Source organism: Mycobacterium sp. THU-M104 (assembly GCF_049197365.1).
Lineage (GTDB): Bacteria > Actinomycetota > Actinomycetes > Mycobacteriales > Mycobacteriaceae > Mycobacterium.
The window spans coordinates 12978-32497 of sequence record NZ_JBMIOP010000147.1; the positions used below are offsets into that span (position 1 = coordinate 12978).

The window sequence follows — 19520 nt, forward strand, 5'->3', positions numbered from 1 at the left end:
TTCGCTGTGATGGGCGACGCAAGCACTCTCGTCCTGGCCGCCGGCCAGGCAGCGGAGGAAGGGAAGAGCAACAACTTCCTCATTCCCAACGGCACCTTTTTCTTCGTACTGGCCATCTTCCTGATCGTCCTCGCTGTCATCGGCACATTTGTCGTACCGCCGATTCTGAAGGTGTTGCGCGAGCGCGACGCGATGGTTGCCAAGACCCTCGCCGACAACAAGAAGGCGAACGAGCAGTTCGAAGCCGCCCGGGCCGATTACGACGAAGTGCTGACCAAAGCCCGGATCGAGGCGTCGTCGCACCGCGACAGCGCGCGGGCCGAGGGCCGTAAGGTGGTCGAGGACGCGCGAGCCCGTGCCGAGCAACAGGTGATGGCGACATTGCAAACGGCCGCAGAGCAATTGAAGCGGGAAAGGGACGCCGTGGAACTGGACCTGCGCTCCAATGTGGCAGGCATGTCGGCGACATTGGCCAGCCGAATCCTCGGCGTCGACGTCGGCGTGGTCGCCACCCCGACCGGATCGTCCGGGCGGTAACCGCGCATGTCGACGTTCATCGGACAGTTGGTCGGGTTCGCGGTCATCGTGTTCCTGGTGGTGCGGTACGTCGTGCCCCCGGTGCGCAAGCTCATGGCCGCCAGGCAGAATGTGGTGCGCCAGCAGCTGAGTGACGCAGACACCGCCGCAGATCGCCTCGGCGAGGCCAGTAACGCCCACAGCAAGGCGGTGGAAGATGCCAAGTCGGAGTCGAAGCGAGTCATCGAAGAGGCTCAGTCAGACGCCAAACGCATCACCGAGCAATTTCGGGTTCAGGCCGAGGTGGAGGCCGAGCGCATCGCGGGTCAGGGCACCCGCCAGGTCGAGCTGCTGAGGACTCAGCTGGCCCGCCAGCTCCGGCTGGAGCTCGGCCACGAATCGGTGCGCGGCGCAACCGAACTGGTGCGCAACTACGTCGCCGACGCGGCGCAGCGATCGGCCACCGTGGACCGGTTCCTCGACGAGCTCGACGCCATGGCTCCGGCCTCCGCCGACATCCAGTACCCGCTGCTGACCAAGATGCGTGCGGCCAGCCGCCGGGCACTGCGGGGCCTGTTGGAGCGGTTCGGCACGGTCATCGGGGATCTCGACGAGGACGGGCTGTCCGTGCTGGCCGGCGAGCTGGTCGCGGTGGCCAAGATGCTCGACAGTGAAATGGTGGTCACCCGCTACCTCACCTTGTCGGTCGAAGACTCGGGACCGCAGGTCCGGTTGATCGAGCGGTTGTTGTCGGGGAAGGTCGGCGACGCCACGATCGAGGTGTTGCGCGCGGCGGTCAGCGAGCGTTGGTCGGCCGAGGCGGACCTGATCGATGGGATCGAGCACCTGTCGCGGCAAGCCTTGCTGGAGGTTGCCGAACGTGAGGACAAGACCGGCGAAGTCGAAGAACAGTTGTTCCGTTTCTCCCGGGTCCTCGACGCGCAGCCGCGCCTCGGCATCCTGCTGGGTGACTATGTCGTTCCGGCCGAGAAGCGAGTTCAGCTGCTGCGCAGCGTTCTTGGCGGCGCGAGCAGCAGCGTCAACCCGATCGTGTCAGCATTGCTGACCCATACGGTCGAGTTGCTGAGGGGTCAGCCGGCCGAGGAGGCGGTGCAGTTCCTCGCTCAAGTCGCGGTGGCTCGCCGCGGCGAAGTCGTCGCGCAAGTCGGCGCGGCAGCCGAGCTCAGCGGCGCCCAGCGCGCTCGTCTCATCGAGGTCCTCGGCCGCATCTACGGAAACCCGGTGTCCGTGCAACTGCGGATCGACTCGGCACTGCTGGGCGGGCTGCGGATCGCAGTGGCCGACGAGGTGATCGACGGAACGCTCTCCTCGCGCCTGGCCGCAGCCGAGGCTCAGTTGCCCGACTGAACACGAAGTATTCATCACAGACCCATCGAAGACCCACGCGAACAGAAGTAGAAAGACGAAAAGCCATGGCCGAGTTGACAATCTCCGCTGACGACATTCAGGGCGCCATCGAAGAGTACGTAGGCTCTTTCAGCTCCGACACCTCGCGCGAGGAGGTCGGCACTGTCGTCGACGCAGGGGATGGCATCGCCCACGTCGACGGACTGCCGTCCGTCATGACCCAGGAACTGCTCGAGTTCCCCGGTGGTGTTCTCGGCGTCGCCCTCAACCTCGACGAGCACAGTGTCGGAGCGGTGATCCTGGGTGACTTCGAAAAGATCCAAGAAGGCCAGCAGGTCAAGCGCACCGGCGAAGTCCTTTCGGTGCCCGTCGGCGACGCGTTCATGGGGCGCGTGGTCAATCCGCTGGGCCAGCCGATCGACGGTCAGGGCGACATCAACACGGACACGCGTCGTGCCCTGGAGATCCAGGCGCCGTCGGTGGTGCAACGGCAGAGCGTCAAGGAACCGTTGCAGACCGGTATCAAGGCGATCGACGCGATGACTCCGATCGGCCGCGGCCAGCGTCAGCTGATCATCGGCGACCGTAAGACCGGAAAGACCGCGGTGTGCGTCGACACCATCCTCAACCAGCGGCAGAACTGGGAGACCGGCGACGTCAGCAAGCAGGTGCGGTGCGTGTACGTCGCCATCGGGCAGAAGGGAACCACGATCGCCTCGGTTCGCCGTGCCCTGGAGGAGGGTGGCGCGATGGACTACACCACGATCGTCGCGGCGCCGGCGTCCGATTCGGCCGGTTTCAAATGGCTTGCGCCCTTTACCGGTTCGGCCATTGCCCAGCACTGGATGTATGACGGCAAGCACGTGCTGATCGTCTTCGACGACCTGAGCAAGCAGGCCGAGGCCTACCGCGCGATCTCGCTGCTGCTGCGCCGTCCGCCCGGCCGCGAGGCTTATCCGGGCGACGTTTTCTATCTGCACTCGCGAATGTTGGAGCGCTGCGCCAAGCTTTCCGACGAACTCGGTGGGGGCTCGATGACCGGCCTGCCGATCATCGAGACGAAGGCCAATGACATCTCGGCCTATATTCCCACCAACGTCATCTCGATCACCGACGGTCAGTGCTTCCTGGAATCCGATCTGTTCAATCAGGGGGTACGTCCCGCGATCAACGTGGGCGTTTCGGTGTCCCGGGTCGGTGGGGCAGCGCAGATCAAGGCCATGAAGGAGGTGGCGGGAAGCCTCCGCCTGGACCTCTCACAGTTCCGCGAGTTGGAGGCATTTGCCGCCTTCGCTTCCGATCTGGACGCCACGTCCAAGGCGCAGTTGGATCGCGGTGCCCGGCTGGTGGAACTGCTCAAGCAGCCGCAGTACCGACCTATGCCCGTCGAGGAACAGGTGGTTTCGATCTTCCTCGGCACCGGCGGTCATCTGGACTCGGTACCCGTCGAGGATGTCCGGCGCTTCGAGACCGAACTGCTGGACCACATCAGGGCGTCCGAAGAGCAGATTCTCAGCAGTATCCGCGACACCCAGAAGCTCTCCGACGAGACCGCCGAAAAGCTCGAGAAAGTCATCAAGAATTTCAAGAAGAGTTTCGGGTCCACAAGCGGTGCGTCGGTGGTACCCGACGAGCACGTCGGTGCCATGAGCGAAGAGGACCTGGGCAAGGAATCGGTGAAGGTGAAAAAGCCGGCGCCGGAGAAGAAGGCAAAGAAAGAGAAGAAGTAGCAACCAATGGCTGCCACACTTCGCGAGTTGCGCGGGCGAATCCGCTCGGCTGGGTCGATCAAAAAGATCACCAAGGCCCAGGAGCTGATCGCCACGTCACGCATCGGGCGGGCGCAGGCTCGTCTCCAATCCGCCAGGCCTTATGCCTTCCAAATCACGGCGATGCTGACCACGTTGGCGGCTGAGGCCGCTCTGGATCATCCACTGCTCGTCGAGCGCCCAGAGCCCACGCGTGCGGGCGTGCTCGTGGTGACGTCCGACCGCGGCCTGTGTGGTGCCTACAACGCGAGCATCTTCCGGCGCGCCGAAGAACTGTTTTCTCTGCTGAGAGAAGAAGGCAAGACTCCGGTGCTCTACACCGTGGGCCGTAAAGCTCTCAACTACTACAAGTTCCGAAACTGGGACATCGCCAAATGGTGGACGGGTTTCTCCGAGCAGCCGCAGTACGAGGACGCCGCCGAGATCGCCGGGGCTTTGGTCGACGTGTTCATGCTCGGTGCCCGCGGCGAGGGCGGCAACGATCGTGACACCGAGGGTGTCGACGAACTGCACATCGTCTACAGCGAGTTCAAGTCGATGTTGTCGCAATCGGCGGAGGCGCACCGGATTGCCCCCATGGTGATCGAGTACGTCGAGGAAGAGCCCGAAGTGCGCACGTTGTATTCGTTCGAGCCCGATGCGACGACGCTTTTCGAGTCCCTGCTGCCGCGGTACCTGACCACCCGTGTGTACGAGGCGCTGCTCGAAGCCGCGGCATCGGAGCTGGCGTCCCGCCAGCGGGCGATGAAGTCGGCCACCGACAACGCCGACGACCTGATCAAGGCCTTGACGCTGATGGCGAACCGCGAGCGGCAGGCACAGATCACCCAGGAAATCAGCGAAATCGTCGGTGGCGCAAATGCGCTCGCCGACGCGCGCTAGGTAGGCCCGACGAGGAAGCGAAAAGATATGACTGTTACTGCCCACAAGAGCGCGAAAACGACCGAGAGCGAGAGCAACGGCCGCGTGGTCCGGATCACCGGGCCGGTCGTGGACGTCGAGTTCCCGCGGGGTTCGGTGCCGGGGCTGTTCAACGCTCTGCACGCCGAGATCACTTACGAGGAGCTCGCGAAGACCCTGACGTTTGAGGTCGCTCACCACTTGGGTGACAACCTGGTGCGCACCATCTCGATGCAGCCCACCGATGGCTTGGTCCGTGGTGTCGAGGTCATCGACACCGGTAACCCGATCTCGGTGCCGGTCGGCCAAGAGGTCAAGGGTCACGTCTTCGACGTGCTGGGCCAATGCCTGGACAAGCCGGGTTACGGGGAAGACTTCGAGCACTGGTCGATCCACCGCAAGCCCCCGGCGTTCGAGGAGCTCGAACCGCGCACCGAGATGCTCGAGACCGGCCTGAAGGTCGTCGACCTGCTGACTCCGTACGTGCGTGGCGGCAAGATCGCGCTGTTCGGCGGCGCGGGCGTCGGCAAGACGGTGCTCATCCAGGAGATGATCAACCGTATCGCGCGGAACTTCGGTGGCACCTCGGTTTTCGCCGGTGTGGGCGAGCGCACCCGCGAGGGCAACGACCTCTGGGTGGAGCTGCAAGAGGCCAACGTGCTCAAGGACACCGCACTGGTGTTCGGCCAGATGGACGAACCGCCCGGCACCCGTATGCGGGTGGCGCTGTCCGCCCTGACCATGGCGGAGTGGTTCCGCGACGAGGCCGGCCAAGATGTGCTGCTGTTCATCGACAACATCTTCCGGTTCACCCAGGCCGGATCCGAGGTGTCGACCCTCCTTGGCCGCATGCCGTCGGCGGTGGGTTACCAGCCGACGCTGGCCGACGAGATGGGTGAACTGCAGGAGCGCATCACCTCGACGCGTGGGCGTTCGATCACGTCGATGCAGGCGGTCTACGTACCCGCCGACGACTACACCGATCCTGCGCCGGCAACGACGTTCGCGCACTTGGACGCCACGACCGAGCTGTCCCGTTCGGTTTTCTCCAAGGGCATCTTCCCCGCGGTCGACCCGCTGGCCTCCAGCTCGACGATCCTCGATCCTGGTGTCGTCGGCGAGGAGCACTACCGCGTGGCCCAGGAGGTCATCCGGGTGCTGCAGCGCTACAAGGACCTTCAGGACATCATCGCCATCCTCGGTATCGACGAGCTGTCCGAGGAAGACAAGCAGTTGGTGAACCGGGCCCGGCGCATCGAGCGGTTCCTCTCGCAGAACATGATGGCCGCCGAGCAGTTCACCGGACAGCCGGGCTCGACGGTGCCGCTGAAGGAGACCATCGATGCGTTCGACCGCCTGACCAAGGGCGAGTTCGACCACATCCCCGAGCAGGCGTTCTTCCTGATCGGCGGTCTCGACGACCTGGCCAAGAAGGCCGAGAGCCTCGGCGCCAAGCTGTGATCGAAATCTTGCTGGCATCAAGGCGAAAGGCGGTGTGAGGTGGCGGAACTGAACGTGGAGATTGTCGCCGTCGACCGGAAGATCTGGTCCGGGGAGGCGACGTTCCTGTTCACCCGCACCACCGTCGGAGAAATCGGCATCCTGCCTCACCACATCCCTCTGGTGGCCCAGTTGGTCGACGACGCCGTGGTGCGCGTGGAGCGGGACGGCGCGGACGATCTGCGGATTGCGGTGGACGGCGGATTCTTGTCGGTGACCGAGGAGGGCGTGAGCATTCTGGCCGAATCCGCGGCGTTCGAATCGGAGATCGACGAGAGCTCCGCCAGACAGGATTCCGAGTCCGACGATCCTCGTATCGCCGCACGGGGCCGCGCCAGATTGCGCGCCGTCGGCGCGATCGATTAGCGACCGATGAGCGCGACCATGGGGCTCATGGTCGCGCTTGTCGTCGTGTTGGGCGTGGCTGTGCTCGCCCTGAGCTATCGGCTGTGGAAGCTGCGCCAGGGCGGGACTGCGGCGATCATGCGGGACATTCCCGCAGTGGGAGGGCATGGCTGGCGGCACGGGGTGATCCGTTATCGTGGCGGCGAAGCCGCGTTCTACCGGCTGTCGAGTCTAAGGTTGTGGCCGGACCGGCGGCTGGCCCGGCGCGGAGTGGAGATCGTGGGACGGCGCGCGCCGCGGGGCGACGAGTTCGACATCATGACCCACGAGATCATCGTTCTGGAGTTGCGCGACACGACCCAGGACCGCAGGTCTGGATACGAAATCGCCCTGGACAAAGGGGCTTTGACCGCGTTCCTGTCCTGGCTGGAATCCCGGCCGTCACCTCGCGCCCGCCGCCGCAGCGTTTAGGCCTTCAGGTCAACCCGGCGCCGGAGCGCCGCCGCCGGGTTCCCAGAGCACATCCGCGCCACCGTTGGCCACCCGCGCCAGGATGAACAGCAGGTCCGACAACCGGTTCAGGTATTGCGCCGGTACGACGCTGACGGCTTCGCGGTGGGCGTCGACGGCGGCCCACGCCGAACGCTCGGCCCGACGCACCGCGGTTCGCGCGACGTGCAAAAGGGCAGCTAACGGCGAACCGCCCGGTAGCACAAAAGAGTCCAATGCCGGCAACGCCTCGTTATATGTGTCACACCACTTTTCGAGCCGGTCGATGTAGGGCGGGGTGACTCGCAGTGGGGGGTATTCGGGGTTTGCAACCACCGGGGTCGACAAGTCCGCACCGGCGTCGAAAAGGTCGTTCTGGATCTGGCGTAGCACGGCGCAGATCTCCTGGCCGGGCTGGCCGAGTGCGAGCGCGACACCGATCGCGGAGTTGGCCTCGTCGCAGTCGGCGTACGCCACCAGGCGAGGGTCGTTTTTCGAGACCCGCGAGAAATCGCTCAAACCGGTAGTTCCGTCGTCGCCGGTCCGGGTATAGATGCGGGTCAGGTGAATCGCCATGACAAAACCGTACCCGGCTTGGCCGCTCGGCTCGATGGCTGGACTCACCCCCCTCGCCCCTTGGGGGCTGGGGTGCGCCCACCTCATTTCGCTCCGCGGAGCGGATCGTCGTCAAGCGGGCTGACTGACAAGCCCGTAGGGCGTCATTAGACTACTGCAGGTGGCCGAGCGATTCGTGGTGACCGGTGGCAACCGGTTGTCCGGCGAGGTCGCCGTGGGCGGGGCCAAGAACAGTGTGCTCAAGCTCATGGCCGCTACGCTGCTGGCCGAAGGCACGAGCACGATCACCAACTGCCCCGACATCCTCGACGTGCCGTTGATGGCGGAAGTCCTGCGTGGGCTGGGCGCCGCCGTCGAGCTCGACGGCGGCGTCGCCCGCATCACTTCGCCCGACGAGCCGAAGTACGACGCCGACTTCGCCGCAGTGCGGCAGTTCCGGGCATCGGTCTGCGTGTTGGGGCCGCTGGTGGGACGCTGCAAGCGCGCCAAGGTCGCTCTTCCGGGCGGCGACGCGATCGGATCGCGTCCGCTGGACATGCACCAGGCGGGCCTACGCCAGCTGGGCGCGCAGTGCAACATCGAGCACGGGTGCGTGGTCGCGCAGGCGGAGACGTTGCGCGGGGCGGAGATTCAGCTGGAATTCCCGTCGGTGGGAGCGACTGAGAACATCTTGATGGCCGCGGTCATGGCCGATGGTGTGACGACGATTCACAACGCCGCGCGCGAACCCGACGTGGTCGATCTGTGCATGATGCTGAACCAGATGGGAGCGCAGGTCGAGGGTGCGGGTTTACCGACGATGACCATCACGGGCGTCCCGCGACTGTACCCGACCGAACACCGCGTGATCGGCGACCGCATCGTGGCCGCGACCTGGGGTATCGCTGCGGCGATGACCCGCGGAGACATCTCGGTAACGGGCGTCGACCCCGCCCACCTGCAACTGGTGCTGCACAAGTTGCACGACGCCGGTGCCACTGTCACCCAGACCGAGGACAGCTTCCGGGTGGCCCAGTACGAACGTCCCAAGGCGATCAACGTCGCGACATTGCCGTTTCCGGGATTTCCGACCGATCTGCAACCGATGGCCATCGCCCTGGCGTCGATCGCGGACGGTACTTCAATGATCACCGAAAACGTCTTCGAAGCACGCTTCCGCTTCGTCGAGGAGATGATCCGGCTCGGCGCCGATGCCCGCACCGACGGCCATCACGCGGTGGTGCGGGGTCTCCCGCAGCTTTCCAGCGCGCCGGTGTGGTGTTCGGACATTCGCGCCGGCGCCGGCCTGGTACTGGCGGGGCTGGTGGCCGACGGCGACACCGAGGTGCACGACGTCTTCCACATCGACCGCGGCTACCCGTTGTTCGTGGAAAACCTGCAGATTTTGGGAGCGGAGATCGAGCGGGTACAGTAGTCGGAGTCAGCGCCCAAAGGTGCGGCCAGAGAACGAAGTTGGCCACAACCGGGCTTGACCCTCCTGCTTGATCTGTACTAACCTGGCACGGCCGCCCCGAAAGGGACCACTGAAAAGGCCGAAACTGGGGCTTGACTCTCGAGCCAAGTTAGTATTAAGCTGGCAGGGTTGCCCCGGATCGGGTGCGACAAGCAAGAGTGTTGTTTGAGAACTCAATAGTGTGTTTGGTGTTTTTGTTTGTTGTTGTTTTTTTGACCATACTTACACGCCCCGTGTGTGGGTATGGTCGTTTTTTGACGCCAGATTTTGGTGTCTTGTCAGGTATCTCTGATTTGAATTCACCTCGTTCGCGAGGAGTTTTTGTTTGGAGAGTTTGATCCTGGCTCAGGACGAACGCTGGCGGCGTGCTTAACACATGCAAGTCGAACGGAAAGGCCTCTTCGGAGGTACTCGAGTGGCGAACGGGTGAGTAACACGTGGGTAATCTGCCCTGCACTTCGGGATAAGCCTGGGAAACCGGGTCTAATACCGGATATGACCTCGGGACGCATGTCCCGAGGTGGAAAGCTTTTGCGGTGTGGGATGGGCCCGCGGCCTATCAGCTTGTTGGTGGGGTGATGGCCTACCAAGGCGACGACGGGTAGCCGGCCTGAGAGGGTGTCCGGCCACACTGGGACTGAGATACGGCCCAGACTCCTACGGGAGGCAGCAGTGGGGAATATTGCACAATGGGCGCAAGCCTGATGCAGCGACGCCGCGTGGGGGATGACGGCCTTCGGGTTGTAAACCTCTTTCAGCAGGGACGAAGCGCAAGTGACGGTACCTGCAGAAGAAGCACCGGCCAACTACGTGCCAGCAGCCGCGGTAATACGTAGGGTGCGAGCGTTGTCCGGAATTACTGGGCGTAAAGAGCTCGTAGGTGGTTTGTCGCGTTGTTCGTGAAAACCGGGGGCTTAACCCTCGGCGTGCGGGCGATACGGGCAGACTAGAGTACTGCAGGGGAGACTGGAATTCCTGGTGTAGCGGTGGAATGCGCAGATATCAGGAGGAACACCGGTGGCGAAGGCGGGTCTCTGGGCAGTAACTGACGCTGAGGAGCGAAAGCGTGGGGAGCGAACAGGATTAGATACCCTGGTAGTCCACGCCGTAAACGGTGGGTACTAGGTGTGGGTTTCCTTCCTTGGGATCCGTGCCGTAGCTAACGCATTAAGTACCCCGCCTGGGGAGTACGGCCGCAAGGCTAAAACTCAAAGGAATTGACGGGGGCCCGCACAAGCGGCGGAGCATGTGGATTAATTCGATGCAACGCGAAGAACCTTACCTGGGTTTGACATGCACAGGACGCCGGCAGAGATGTCGGTTCCCTTGTGGCCTGTGTGCAGGTGGTGCATGGCTGTCGTCAGCTCGTGTCGTGAGATGTTGGGTTAAGTCCCGCAACGAGCGCAACCCTTGTCTCATGTTGCCAGCACGTAATGGTGGGGACTCGTGAGAGACTGCCGGGGTCAACTCGGAGGAAGGTGGGGATGACGTCAAGTCATCATGCCCCTTATGTCCAGGGCTTCACACATGCTACAATGGCCGGTACAAAGGGCTGCGATGCCGCAAGGTGGAGCGAATCCTTTAAAGCCGGTCTCAGTTCGGATCGGGGTCTGCAACTCGACCCCGTGAAGTCGGAGTCGCTAGTAATCGCAGATCAGCAACGCTGCGGTGAATACGTTCCCGGGCCTTGTACACACCGCCCGTCACGTCATGAAAGTCGGTAACACCCGAAGCCAGTGGCCTAACCCTCGGGAGGGAGCTGTCGAAGGTGGGATCGGCGATTGGGACGAAGTCGTAACAAGGTAGCCGTACCGGAAGGTGCGGCTGGATCACCTCCTTTCTAAGGAGCACCACGAAAAGCAGCCCAACAAGTGGGTTGCAAGCCGTGAGGGGTTCTCGTCTGTAGTGGACGGGGCCGGGTGCGCAACAGCAACTGATCGCCAGACACACTATTGGGCCCTGAGACAACACTCGGCCAGTCCGTGTGGTGTCCCCCCATCTTGGTGGTGGGGTGTGGTGTTTGATTACTGGATAGTGGTTGCGAGCATCTAAGCGGATGCGTTGCTCATGGCGACGTATTCGTTTTGTGTAATTTCTTCTTGTTTTTGTGTGTTAGTAAGTGTTTAAGGGCGCATGGTGGATGCCTTGGCATCGAGAGCCGATGAAGGACGTGGGAGGCTGCGATATGCCTCGGGGAGCTGTCAACCGAGCATTGATCCGAGGATTTCCGAATGGGGAAACCCAGCACGAGTGATGTCGTGTTACCCGCATCTGAATATATAGGGTGCGGGAGGTAACGCGGGGAAGTGAAACATCTCAGTACCCGTAGGAGAAGAAAACAATTGTGATTCCGCTAGTAGTGGCGAGCGAACGCGGAACAGGCTAAACCGCACGCATGTGTAACCGGGTAGGGGTTGTGTGTGCGGGGTTGTGGGAATGATATGTCTCAGTTCTACCTGGCTGAGAGGTAGTCAGAAAGTGGCGTGGTTAGCGGAAGTGGCCTGGGATGGTCTGCCGTAGACGGTGAGAGCCCGGTACGCGAAAACCCGTCACCTACCTAGTATCAACTCCCGAGTAGCAGCGGGCCCGTGAAATCTGCTGTGAATCCGCCGGGACCACCCGGTAAGCCTAAATACTTCTCGATGACCGATAGCGGATTAGTACCGTGAGGGAATGGTGAAAAGTACCCCGGGAGGGGAGTGAAATAGTACCTGAAACCGTGTGCCTACAATCCGTCAGAGCCTCCTCGTGGGGTGATGGCGTGCCTTTTGAAGAATGAGCCTGCGAGTCAGGGACACGTCGCAAGGTTAACCCGTGTGGGGTAGCCGCAGCGAAAGCGAGTCTGAATAGGGCGATTGAGTGGCGTGTTCTGGACCCGAAGCGGAGTGATCTACCCATGGCCAGGGTGAAGCGCGGGTAAGACCGCGTGGAGGCCCGAACCCACTTAGGTTGAAGACTGAGGGGATGAGTTGTGGGTAGGGGTGAAAGGCCAATCAAACTCCGTGATAGCTGGTTCTCCCCGAAATGCATTTAGGTGCAGCGTCACGTGTTTCACCACGGAGGTAGAGCTACTGGATGGCCGATGGGCCCTACAAGGTTACTGACGTCAGCCAAACTCCGAATGCCGTGGTGTATAGCGTGGCAGTGAGACGGCGGGGGATAAGCTCCGTACGTCGAGAGGGAAACAGCCCAGATCGCCGGCTAAGGCCCCTAAGCGTGTGCTAAGTGGAAAAGGATGTGCAGTCGCAGAGACAACCAGGAGGTTGGCTTAGAAGCAGCCACCCTTGAAAGAGTGCGTAATAGCTCACTGGTCAAGTGATTGTGCGCCGATAATGTAGCGGGGCTCAAGCACACCGCCGAAGCCGCGGCAACCGTAAGGTTGGGTAGGGGAGCGTCCCTCATTCAGCGAAGCCCCCGGGTAACCGGTGGTGGAGGGTGGGGGAGTGAGAATGCAGGCATGAGTAGCGATTAGGCAAGTGAGAACCTTGCCCGCCGAAAGACCAAGGGTTCCTGGGCCAGGCCAGTCCGCCCAGGGTGAGTCGGGACCTAAGGCGAGGCCGACAGGCGTAGTCGATGGACAACGGGTTGATATTCCCGTACCCGTGTGTGGGCGTCCCTGACGAATCAGCGGTACTAACCACCCAAAACCGTAATGACCATTCCCCTTCGGGGGCGTGGCGATGCGGGGCTGCGTGGGAACTTCGCTGGTAGTAGTCAAGCAATGGGGTGACGCAGGAAGGTAGCCGTACCAGTCAGTGGTAATACTGGGGTAAACCTGTAGGGAGAGTGATAGGCAAATCCGTCGCTCATTGATCCTGAGAGGTGATGCATAGCCGATTGAGGCGAATTCGGTGATCCTCTGCTGCCAAGAAAAGCCTCTAGCGAGCACACGCACGGCCCGTACCCCAAACCGACACAGGTGGTCAGGTAGAGAATACCAAGGCGTACGAGATAACTATGGTTAAGGAACTCGGCAAAATGCCCCCGTAACTTCGGGAGAAGGGGGACCGGCATGCCGTGAACACCTTGCGGTGGGAGCGGAAACCGGTCGCAGAAACCAGTGAGAAGCGACTGTTTACTAAAAACACAGGTCCGTGCGAAGTCGCAAGACGATGTATACGGACTGACGCCTGCCCGGTGCTGGAAGGTTAAGAGGACCCGTTAACCGCAAGGTGAAGCGGAGAATTTAAGCCCCAGTAAACGGCGGTGGTAACTATAACCATCCTAAGGTAGCGAAATTCCTTGTCGGGTAAGTTCCGACCTGCACGAATGGCGTAACGACTTCTCAACTGTCTCAACCATAGACTCGGCGAAATTGCACTACGAGTAAAGATGCTCGTTACGCGCGGCAGGACGAAAAGACCCCGGGACCTTCACTACAACTTGGTATTGGTGTTCGGTACGTTTTGTGTAGGATAGGTGGGAGACTGTGAAACTCCAACGCCAGTTGGGGCGGAGTCGTTGTTGAAATACCACTCTGATCGTATTGGACACCTAACGTCGAACCGTATATCCGGTTCACGGACAGTGCCTGGCGGGTAGTTTAACTGGGGCGGTTGCCTCCTAAAATGTAACGGAGGCGCCCAAAGGTTCCCTCAACCTGGACGGCAATCAGGTGTTGAGTGTAAATGCACAAGGGAGCTTGACTGCGAGACTTACAAGTCAAGCAGGGACGAAAGTCGGGATTAGTGATCCGGCACCCCCGAGTGGAAGGGGTGTCGCTCAACGGATAAAAGGTACCCCGGGGATAACAGGCTGATCTTCCCCAAGAGTCCATATCGACGGGATGGTTTGGCACCTCGATGTCGGCTCGTCGCATCCTGGGGCTGGAGCAGGTCCCAAGGGTTGGGCTGTTCGCCCATTAAAGCGGCACGCGAGCTGGGTTTAGAACGTCGTGAGACAGTTCGGTCTCTATCCGCCGCGCGCGTCAGAAACTTGAGGAGTGCTGTCCCTAGTACGAGAGGACCGGGACGGACGAACCTCTGGTCTACCAGTTGTCCCACCAGGGGCACGGCTGGATAGCCACGTTCGGCTAGGATAACCGCTGAAAGCATCTAAGCGGGAAGCCTTCTCCAAGATCAGGTTTCTCACCCTTTTAGAGGGATAAGGCCCCCCGCAGACCACGGGTTTGATAGGTCAGACCTGGAAGCTCAGCAATGAGTGCAGGGAACTGGCACTAACCGGCCGAAAACTTACCAACACACCTCGCAACCACTATCTTCAAACGCTGCACCCCCCACCAGAACACTTGATTCAAAATAAATAGAGTTACGGCGGCCACAGCGACAGGGAAACGCCCGGTCCCATTCCGAACCCGGAAGCTAAGCCTGTCAGCGCCGATGATACTTCCCTTTTCGGGTGGAAAAGTAGGACACCGCCGAACATACACAAAAATACCCCCGTGAATTCGGGGGTATTTTTGTGTTTTCTAGTCGAATAATGACAAGTCCGCGCACGTCCGCCGTTTCTCCAATTCGAGCAGGAAGCGTTTGCGTTCCAGTCCGCCGCCGTAACCGGTGAGGCTGCCGCCGGCGCCGATGACACGGTGGCAGGGCACGACGATCGCGATCGGGTTGCGGCCGTTGGCCAACCCCACTGCGCGTGCCGAACCGGGGGTGCCGATCTGTTCGGCGATTTGTCCGTAGGAACGGGTCTGCCCGTACGGAATCGTCAACAGCGCCTTCCAAACTTGCCGCTGGAATTCGGTACCTTGGAGTTCGAGATCGATCTCGAAGTCGGCGAGTTGCCCGGCGAAGTAGGCCTCGAGTTGCGCGACAGTGTCGTGGAACGCCCCGGGGTCGAGCGTCCAGCCGGCTCGGTTGGGCTCATGGGTCTGGTCGACCATCCGCAGATTGGTCAGCGTCGACCCGTGCCCGGCCAGGGTCAGGGGCCCGATCGGGCTGTCGATGGTGCGGTACTCGGTCATATGCATGATTCTCCCCCGCAAGCGGGAGGCGCCACTGCTGCTACTTCACCGTTTCGCTGTGCATCGTCGCGGGTGCGAATCATGTCACGTCCCAATGGTTTACCGGATGCGGGAGTGTGGTCCACAGGTGTTGAGTGGCATACGAGCGCCAGGGACGCCAACGAGCGCTGTGCTCGACGAGAGCCCGTCGGCCCGCGGCGAAGCCCAGGCGCAGGGCGGCGAGCCTCAGGCCGCGATCGCCGGCGGGAAAGGCGTCGGGGTCGCCGAGGGCGCGCATGGCGATCACCTCGGCGGTCCACGGGCCGATTCCCGGCAGCGCCAGCAACTGTTCGCGTGTGCGAGCCCAGTCACTGCCGGCGTCGAGCACGATGCGGCCCCGGGCGAGGCCGCCGATCAGCGCGTGCAGGGCGCGCCGCCGGGCCTCGGGAACAGCGAGGTGGGCTGGATCGATCTCGGCGAGTTGTTCGACGGAAGGAAACGTGTGGGTCAACGCCCCCTCGGGATCTTCGACCGGCTGACCGTAGGCCGCAGCGAGCCTGCCGGCGAGGGTTCGGGCCGCCTGGGTGGACACCTGTTGGCCCAACACCGCGCGCACGGCCAGTTCGGCTTCGTCGACCGTGCGAGGAATGCGCTGTCCCGGCGCCCGAGCGACGATGGCGCCGAGTGTCGGGTCGTCGGCCAGTGCGTCGACCACCGCCTCGGGATCGGCATCAAGGTCCAGCAGGCGCCGGCAGCGCGCGATCGCAGTGGCAAGGTCGCGGAAGTCGTCGAGGACCAACCGGCAGCGGACATGGTCGGCGGCGGGTGTGAGAGCGATGACGGCGTTGCCGGCCGGAAGCCGCAGGCTGCGCCGGTACGCGCCGGCGCAGACCTCTTCGCACCCCGGTACGGCGGTGGCGGCGAGATGGCCGAAGACGCCCTGATACGCGAACGGAGTGCGTAGCGGGAGCCGCAGGTTCACCGGCACCGGGGACGAGGTGGCAGATCTCGCGGGTTCGGGTCGGGCCGCCGCGCTCCTGCGCAGCGCAGTCGGCGCGCTTTCGAAGACCAGGCGCACGGTGTCGTTGAACTGACGGATGCTCGAGAAGCCGGCGCCGAAGGCGACGTCGCCGATGGGCAGGTCGGTGGTCTCGAGCAGCAGCCGCGCGGTGTGCGCCCGCTGCGCGCGGGCCAGCGCGAGCGGGCCGGCGCCCGCTTCGGCGCGCAACGCCCGCTCCACGTGCCGGGCGGTGTAGCCCAGGTGCGCCGCCAGGCCGCTGACGCCGTGGCGGTCCACGGTGCCGTCGGCGATGAGCCGCATGGCGCGGGCGACCAGATCGCCGCGCACGTTCCATTCCGGGGATCCCGCCGACGCGTCGGGACGGCACCGCTTGCAGGCCCGGAACCCCGCCTGCTGGGCGGCCGCCGAAGTCGGTAGGAAGCGGACGTTGCGGGCGAAGGGCGGTCGCACCGGGCAACTGGGCCGGCAGTAGATCCGGGTCGTGAGCACGGCGGTGACGAACCAGCCGTCGAACCGGGCGTCCTTCGACTGCACGGCCCGATAGCAACGTTCGAAGTCCTCGTGCACGCTTCCACAGTTACACCCCCCCGCCGACAACGCTGGCGGGAACGCGACATCACAGTAGGGCGCGGGCAATAGCTCGTCCGGCTGTCCAATAGCTTCGAATCACCAGCGTGGAGGCAAAACCGGCGCGTGTGAGCGGGAATGCGGGCGGACGTTCGCAGGGCTCGCATAGGCTACCCCTCGATGAGTGGTGCACGGCCGGGCAACGAGCTGGACGCATTGTTGCGTCAGGTCGCGCGCGACGACGGCGCCGCATTCGCCGCCGTCTACGACCTCACCGCGAGCCGCGTGTACGGGCTGGTGATGCGGGTGCTGCGTGACCCGGGCTACAGCGAGGAAACGACCCAGGAAGTCTATTTCGAGCTGTGGCGCACGGCGGGGGAATACGACTCGGGCAAAGGTTCGGCGTTGGCCTGGCTGCTGACCATGACGCACCGGCGCGCCGTCGACAGGGTGCGCTCCGAGGAAGCCTTCACCAGGCGGGAGTCTCGCTACATCGCGTCCAGCGCCGAGCCGCCGGGCGATGTCGTCGTCGAATCGGCGATCGCCGGCGAGGAACATCGCCGCGTGGTCGCATGCCTGGACGCTTTGACCGACATACAGCGGCAGTGCGTCCGGTTGGCTTACTACGAGGGATTGACGTACAGGGAAGTGTCGCAGCGGTTGAACGCGAATCTGTCGACGATCAAGTCGCGCATGCGCGACGCGCTGCGGAGCCTGCGAAACTGTCTGGACGTGCGATGACCGAACCGATCGAATTCGAATTGCTCGAACTGGCCGCGTCTTACGCGCTCGACGCCGTGTCGGATCAGGAGCGAGCCGACATCGAGCGGCGTGTCGCGGCCGCGCCGCGACCATGGGCGGTTGCCTTCGACGCGGAAGTCCGTGCCATCCGCGAGACGATGGCCATCGCCTCGGCAGCGACCGCGGTCGAGCCGCCGCCCCGTCTGCGCGCCGTCACGCTGGCCACGGCGCAACCCCGCGGCAAGCGCCGGTCAGGTTGGCGTACGGCGGCTCTGGCTTCCGCGGCGGCGGCAATCGTGGTCGGTGCGGTCGCCTTCGGTGCCGGCGTGCTGGTACGGCCGCACCCTCCCGTGACCGTGGCCGCCCAAGTCTTGGCCGCTCCCGACGTGCGAACGGTGTCCCGCCCGCTCGCCGACGGCACGGCCACGGTGGTGTTCTCCCGTGATCGCGACGCGGGTGTGCTGGTGATGAACAACGTCCCGCCGCCGTCCCCGGGCACCGTGTATCAGATGTGGTTGCTGGGTGCCAAGGGTGCGACCTCGGCAGGGACGATGGGCGCAGCGGCGGTGGCGCCCTCGACCACCGCGACGCTGACCAACCTCGGAACGTCGACAGCCTTGGCGTTCACCGTCGAACCCGGTACCGGCTCGGCCCAGCCGACCGGGACGATACTGGCCGAGTTGCCACTGCGCTGAGCGGCCCACTGTGATCACCCGTCCACGGGTGCCGCGGCTCCGAATGACCTGCGTCCGGTTGAACGGCGGTTCCCGAGTCCGCCCCTGATGAAGGAGTACAAACGCGATGAAGAACGCTCGGGCCAGAACAGTCGCTGCGGCATGCCTTGCGACGATTGCGGTCGTTGGCTTCTCTGCGTGTTCAAGCAACAAGTCGACGTCTGAGTCGTCGACGACCGACAACTCGCCGACCGGCATGGCGGCGCCCGCAACGACATCGGCCATGGCCGACCCTGCGGCCGGCCTGATCGGCACCGGCTGCGCCGCCTACGCCAAGGAAAACCCCAGCGGTCCCGGGTCCGTCGCCGGGATGGCCCAGGACCCGGTCGCCACGGCCGCGTCGAACAACCCGATGCTGACCACGCTGACGTCGGCGCTCTCCGGCAAACTGAATCCCGATGTCAACCTGGTCGACACGCTGAACGATGGTCAGTACACAGTCTTCGCGCCGACCAACGCCGCGTTCGACAAGCTGCCGGCCGCCACCATCGACAAACTCAAGGTCGACGCTCCTTTGCTCAAGAGCATCCTGACCTACCATGTGGTGCAAGGTCAGGAGAGTCCGGACATGGTCGACGGCACCCACCCGACCCTGCAAGGCGCTACCGTGACCGTGACAGGGCAGGGAAGCGCACTCAAGGTCAACGACGCCGGTCTGGTTTGCGGCGGCGTTCACACCGCCAATGCGATGGTGTACATGATCGACACGGTGCTGATGCCTCCGAGCCAGTAAACCCCGCACGCCAAGCACCGCTCGGCCGAGGTCGGGCGGTGCTTGGTCTCGCTGGAAAAAAAATCCGTGACCGCTGCGGCTTCTGCTCCAGGGCACGATTGATTTTCCGGTGGGCAGTCCGCACCGGCTCGGGTTCCGAACTACTCGTGTCGGTAGCAATCCGGCGGCGGTTGTCCGTCGCCGACACGTAGGAGGCCAGACACATGAAAGCACGCAACACCTCAAAGTTGGCGACGGGTTTCGCGGCAGCGACCTTCATCGGTCTTGCCGTGACCACGGCCCCGACCGCGGCAGCGGCCGACCTGGTGGGTCCGGGATGCGCGGATTACGCGGCGGCGAATCCCAGCGGCCCCGCATCGGTAGACGGTATGTCTGAGGTCCCGGTCGCCACGGCCGCGTCGAACAACCCGATGTTGACGACGTTGACCGCGGCGCTTTCCGGCAAGCTGAATCCGGATGTCAACCTGGTCGACACGCTGAACAACGGCCAGTACACGGTCTTCGCGCCGACCGATGCCGCGTTCGCCAAGCTGCCGGAGTCGACGATCGGCCAGCTGAAGACGGATTCGAAGCTGCTGACCAGCATCTTGATCTACCACGTGGTGCAGGGGCAGTTGAATCCGACCCGCGTCGCAGGCTCCCACAAGACCCTGCAGGGAGGCGCCGTGACTGTGACAGGGCAGGGTAACGCCGTCAAGGTCAACGATGCCGGTCTGGTGTGCGGCGGCGTGCCGACGGCGAACGCGACGGTGTACATGATCGACACGGTCCTGATGCCGCCGGCTTAGTGGTCCCGCCCGTAAGTTCGTCGGGGGTTGTTACCAGACGCCGCTGGTGCCGAGTCTGCGCTGGCGGCGTCGAGACTGTGCTCAGCGCTACTTTTTTCGCGTTTCGGCGCTGCCA

Annotated in this window: 15 protein-coding genes and 3 rRNA genes; 15 read left to right on the top strand and 3 right to left on the bottom strand. The window is 63.3% G+C overall.

Annotated elements, in window-relative coordinates; translation table 11 throughout:
- Positions 1 to 9: 9 nt before the first annotated feature.
- The 7 genes from ACOJVU_RS12425 (at position 10) to ACOJVU_RS12455 (ending at position 6869) form a co-directional block, all read left to right on the top strand.
- Entirely contained in the window at positions 10 to 537 is a 528-nt protein-coding gene (locus ACOJVU_RS12425; RefSeq protein WP_421530055.1) for a F0F1 ATP synthase subunit B, read from the top strand.
- 6 nt (positions 538 to 543) lie between these two features.
- On the top strand, positions 544 to 1884 hold the full coding sequence (locus ACOJVU_RS12430) for a F0F1 ATP synthase subunit B/delta (protein WP_421530056.1): 1341 nt from the start codon (positions 544 to 546) through the stop codon (positions 1882 to 1884).
- Positions 1885 to 1949: 65 nt separating this feature from the next.
- Positions 1950 to 3614 carry a F0F1 ATP synthase subunit alpha gene (gene atpA / locus ACOJVU_RS12435; RefSeq protein ID WP_421530057.1) on the top strand — a complete coding sequence of 555 codons (1665 nt, stop codon included), beginning with the start codon at positions 1950 to 1952 and terminating at the stop codon, positions 3612 to 3614.
- A 6-nt stretch (positions 3615 to 3620) separates the two neighbouring features.
- On the top strand, positions 3621 to 4535 hold the full coding sequence (locus ACOJVU_RS12440; protein ID WP_421530058.1) for a F0F1 ATP synthase subunit gamma: 915 nt from the start codon (positions 3621 to 3623) through the stop codon (positions 4533 to 4535).
- A gap of 27 nt (positions 4536 to 4562) precedes the next feature.
- The gene (atpD, locus tag ACOJVU_RS12445; RefSeq protein ID WP_421530059.1) at positions 4563 to 6014 is read left to right on the top strand and encodes a F0F1 ATP synthase subunit beta; all 1452 of its coding nucleotides are present in this window, start codon (positions 4563 to 4565) and stop codon (positions 6012 to 6014) included.
- Positions 6015 to 6053: 39 nt separating this feature from the next.
- A complete protein-coding gene (locus ACOJVU_RS12450; protein WP_421530060.1) occupies positions 6054 to 6419 on the top strand; it encodes a F0F1 ATP synthase subunit epsilon in 366 nt (121 codons plus the stop codon).
- A 6-nt stretch (positions 6420 to 6425) separates the two neighbouring features.
- A complete protein-coding gene (locus tag ACOJVU_RS12455; RefSeq protein WP_421530061.1) occupies positions 6426 to 6869 on the top strand; it encodes a DUF2550 domain-containing protein in 444 nt (147 codons plus the stop codon).
- A 9-nt stretch (positions 6870 to 6878) separates the two neighbouring features.
- Here the strand turns inward: ACOJVU_RS12455 and ACOJVU_RS12460 are convergent, their stop codons facing one another.
- Positions 6879 to 7463: a cob(I)yrinic acid a,c-diamide adenosyltransferase gene (locus ACOJVU_RS12460; protein ID WP_421530062.1), complete on the bottom strand. Its 585-nt coding sequence runs from the start codon at positions 7461 to 7463 to the stop codon at positions 6879 to 6881.
- A 160-nt stretch (positions 7464 to 7623) separates the two neighbouring features.
- Here ACOJVU_RS12460 and murA point away from each other — a divergent pair, with 160 nt between their 5' ends.
- The 4 genes from murA (at position 7624) to rrf (ending at position 14299) form a co-directional block, all read left to right on the top strand.
- Positions 7624 to 8877: a UDP-N-acetylglucosamine 1-carboxyvinyltransferase gene (gene murA, locus ACOJVU_RS12465; RefSeq protein WP_421530063.1), complete on the top strand. Its 1254-nt coding sequence runs from the start codon at positions 7624 to 7626 to the stop codon at positions 8875 to 8877.
- A 361-nt stretch (positions 8878 to 9238) separates the two neighbouring features.
- Positions 9239 to 10756, top strand: a 16S ribosomal RNA gene (locus tag ACOJVU_RS12470).
- A gap of 273 nt (positions 10757 to 11029) precedes the next feature.
- Positions 11030 to 14116 (top strand): 23S ribosomal RNA (locus tag ACOJVU_RS12475).
- 69 nt (positions 14117 to 14185) lie between these two features.
- Positions 14186 to 14299: ribosomal RNA gene (gene rrf / locus ACOJVU_RS12480) — 5S ribosomal RNA — on the top strand.
- Together the 16S, 23S and 5S rRNA genes form the textbook arrangement of a ribosomal RNA operon.
- 45 nt (positions 14300 to 14344) lie before the next feature.
- Here rrf and ACOJVU_RS12485 read toward each other — a convergent pair.
- Together ACOJVU_RS12485 and ACOJVU_RS12490 are read right to left on the bottom strand one after the other, a co-directional pair.
- Positions 14345 to 14842 carry a methylated-DNA--[protein]-cysteine S-methyltransferase gene (locus ACOJVU_RS12485; RefSeq protein WP_421530064.1) on the bottom strand — a complete coding sequence of 166 codons (498 nt, stop codon included), beginning with the start codon at positions 14840 to 14842 and terminating at the stop codon, positions 14345 to 14347.
- Between the two features lie 79 nt (positions 14843 to 14921).
- On the bottom strand, positions 14922 to 16409 hold the full coding sequence (locus ACOJVU_RS12490) for an AlkA N-terminal domain-containing protein (protein WP_421530065.1): 1488 nt from the start codon (positions 16407 to 16409) through the stop codon (positions 14922 to 14924).
- 180 nt (positions 16410 to 16589) lie between these two features.
- On the opposite strand from ACOJVU_RS12490, the gene ACOJVU_RS12495 reads away from it, so the two are divergent.
- The 4 genes from ACOJVU_RS12495 to ACOJVU_RS12510 all read left to right on the top strand — a co-directional run bounded on the left by ACOJVU_RS12495 (position 16590) and on the right by ACOJVU_RS12510 (position 19405).
- The gene (locus ACOJVU_RS12495) at positions 16590 to 17150 is read left to right on the top strand and encodes a sigma-70 family RNA polymerase sigma factor (RefSeq protein WP_421530066.1); all 561 of its coding nucleotides are present in this window, start codon (positions 16590 to 16592) and stop codon (positions 17148 to 17150) included.
- The gene (locus tag ACOJVU_RS12500) at positions 17147 to 17845 is read left to right on the top strand and encodes an anti-sigma factor domain-containing protein (RefSeq protein ID WP_421530067.1); all 699 of its coding nucleotides are present in this window, start codon (positions 17147 to 17149) and stop codon (positions 17843 to 17845) included. Before ACOJVU_RS12495 ends, ACOJVU_RS12500 begins: the two co-directional genes overlap by 4 nt.
- A gap of 106 nt (positions 17846 to 17951) precedes the next feature.
- Positions 17952 to 18617, top strand: coding sequence for a fasciclin domain-containing protein (locus ACOJVU_RS12505; protein ID WP_421530068.1), 666 nt, complete (start codon positions 17952 to 17954; stop codon positions 18615 to 18617).
- Between the two features lie 203 nt (positions 18618 to 18820).
- A complete protein-coding gene (locus ACOJVU_RS12510; RefSeq protein WP_421530069.1) occupies positions 18821 to 19405 on the top strand; it encodes a fasciclin domain-containing protein in 585 nt (194 codons plus the stop codon).
- The last annotated feature ends 115 nt before the right edge of the window (positions 19406 to 19520 follow it).

What these genes read in the sequence shown, in the direction of transcription:
- ACOJVU_RS12425 (WP_421530055.1), top strand. Translation starts at nt 10, where the DNA reads ATGGGCGACGCAAGCACTCTCGTCCTGGCCGCCGGCCAGGCAGCGGAG.
- ACOJVU_RS12430 (WP_421530056.1), top strand. Translation starts at nt 544, where the DNA reads ATGTCGACGTTCATCGGACAGTTGGTCGGGTTCGCGGTCATCGTGTTC.
- atpA (WP_421530057.1), top strand. Translation starts at nt 1,950, where the DNA reads ATGGCCGAGTTGACAATCTCCGCTGACGACATTCAGGGCGCCATCGAA.
- ACOJVU_RS12440 (WP_421530058.1), top strand. Translation starts at nt 3,621, where the DNA reads ATGGCTGCCACACTTCGCGAGTTGCGCGGGCGAATCCGCTCGGCTGGG.
- atpD (WP_421530059.1), top strand. Translation starts at nt 4,563, where the DNA reads ATGACTGTTACTGCCCACAAGAGCGCGAAAACGACCGAGAGCGAGAGC.
- ACOJVU_RS12455 (WP_421530061.1), top strand. Translation starts at nt 6,426, where the DNA reads ATGAGCGCGACCATGGGGCTCATGGTCGCGCTTGTCGTCGTGTTGGGC.
- ACOJVU_RS12460 (WP_421530062.1), bottom strand. Translation starts at nt 7,463, where the DNA reads ATGGCGATTCACCTGACCCGCATCTATACCCGGACCGGCGACGACGGA.
- ACOJVU_RS12485 (WP_421530064.1), bottom strand. Translation starts at nt 14,842, where the DNA reads ATGACCGAGTACCGCACCATCGACAGCCCGATCGGGCCCCTGACCCTG.
- ACOJVU_RS12495 (WP_421530066.1), top strand. Translation starts at nt 16,590, where the DNA reads ATGAGTGGTGCACGGCCGGGCAACGAGCTGGACGCATTGTTGCGTCAG.
- ACOJVU_RS12500 (WP_421530067.1), top strand. Translation starts at nt 17,147, where the DNA reads ATGACCGAACCGATCGAATTCGAATTGCTCGAACTGGCCGCGTCTTAC.
- ACOJVU_RS12505 (WP_421530068.1), top strand. Translation starts at nt 17,952, where the DNA reads ATGAAGAACGCTCGGGCCAGAACAGTCGCTGCGGCATGCCTTGCGACG.
- ACOJVU_RS12510 (WP_421530069.1), top strand. Translation starts at nt 18,821, where the DNA reads ATGAAAGCACGCAACACCTCAAAGTTGGCGACGGGTTTCGCGGCAGCG.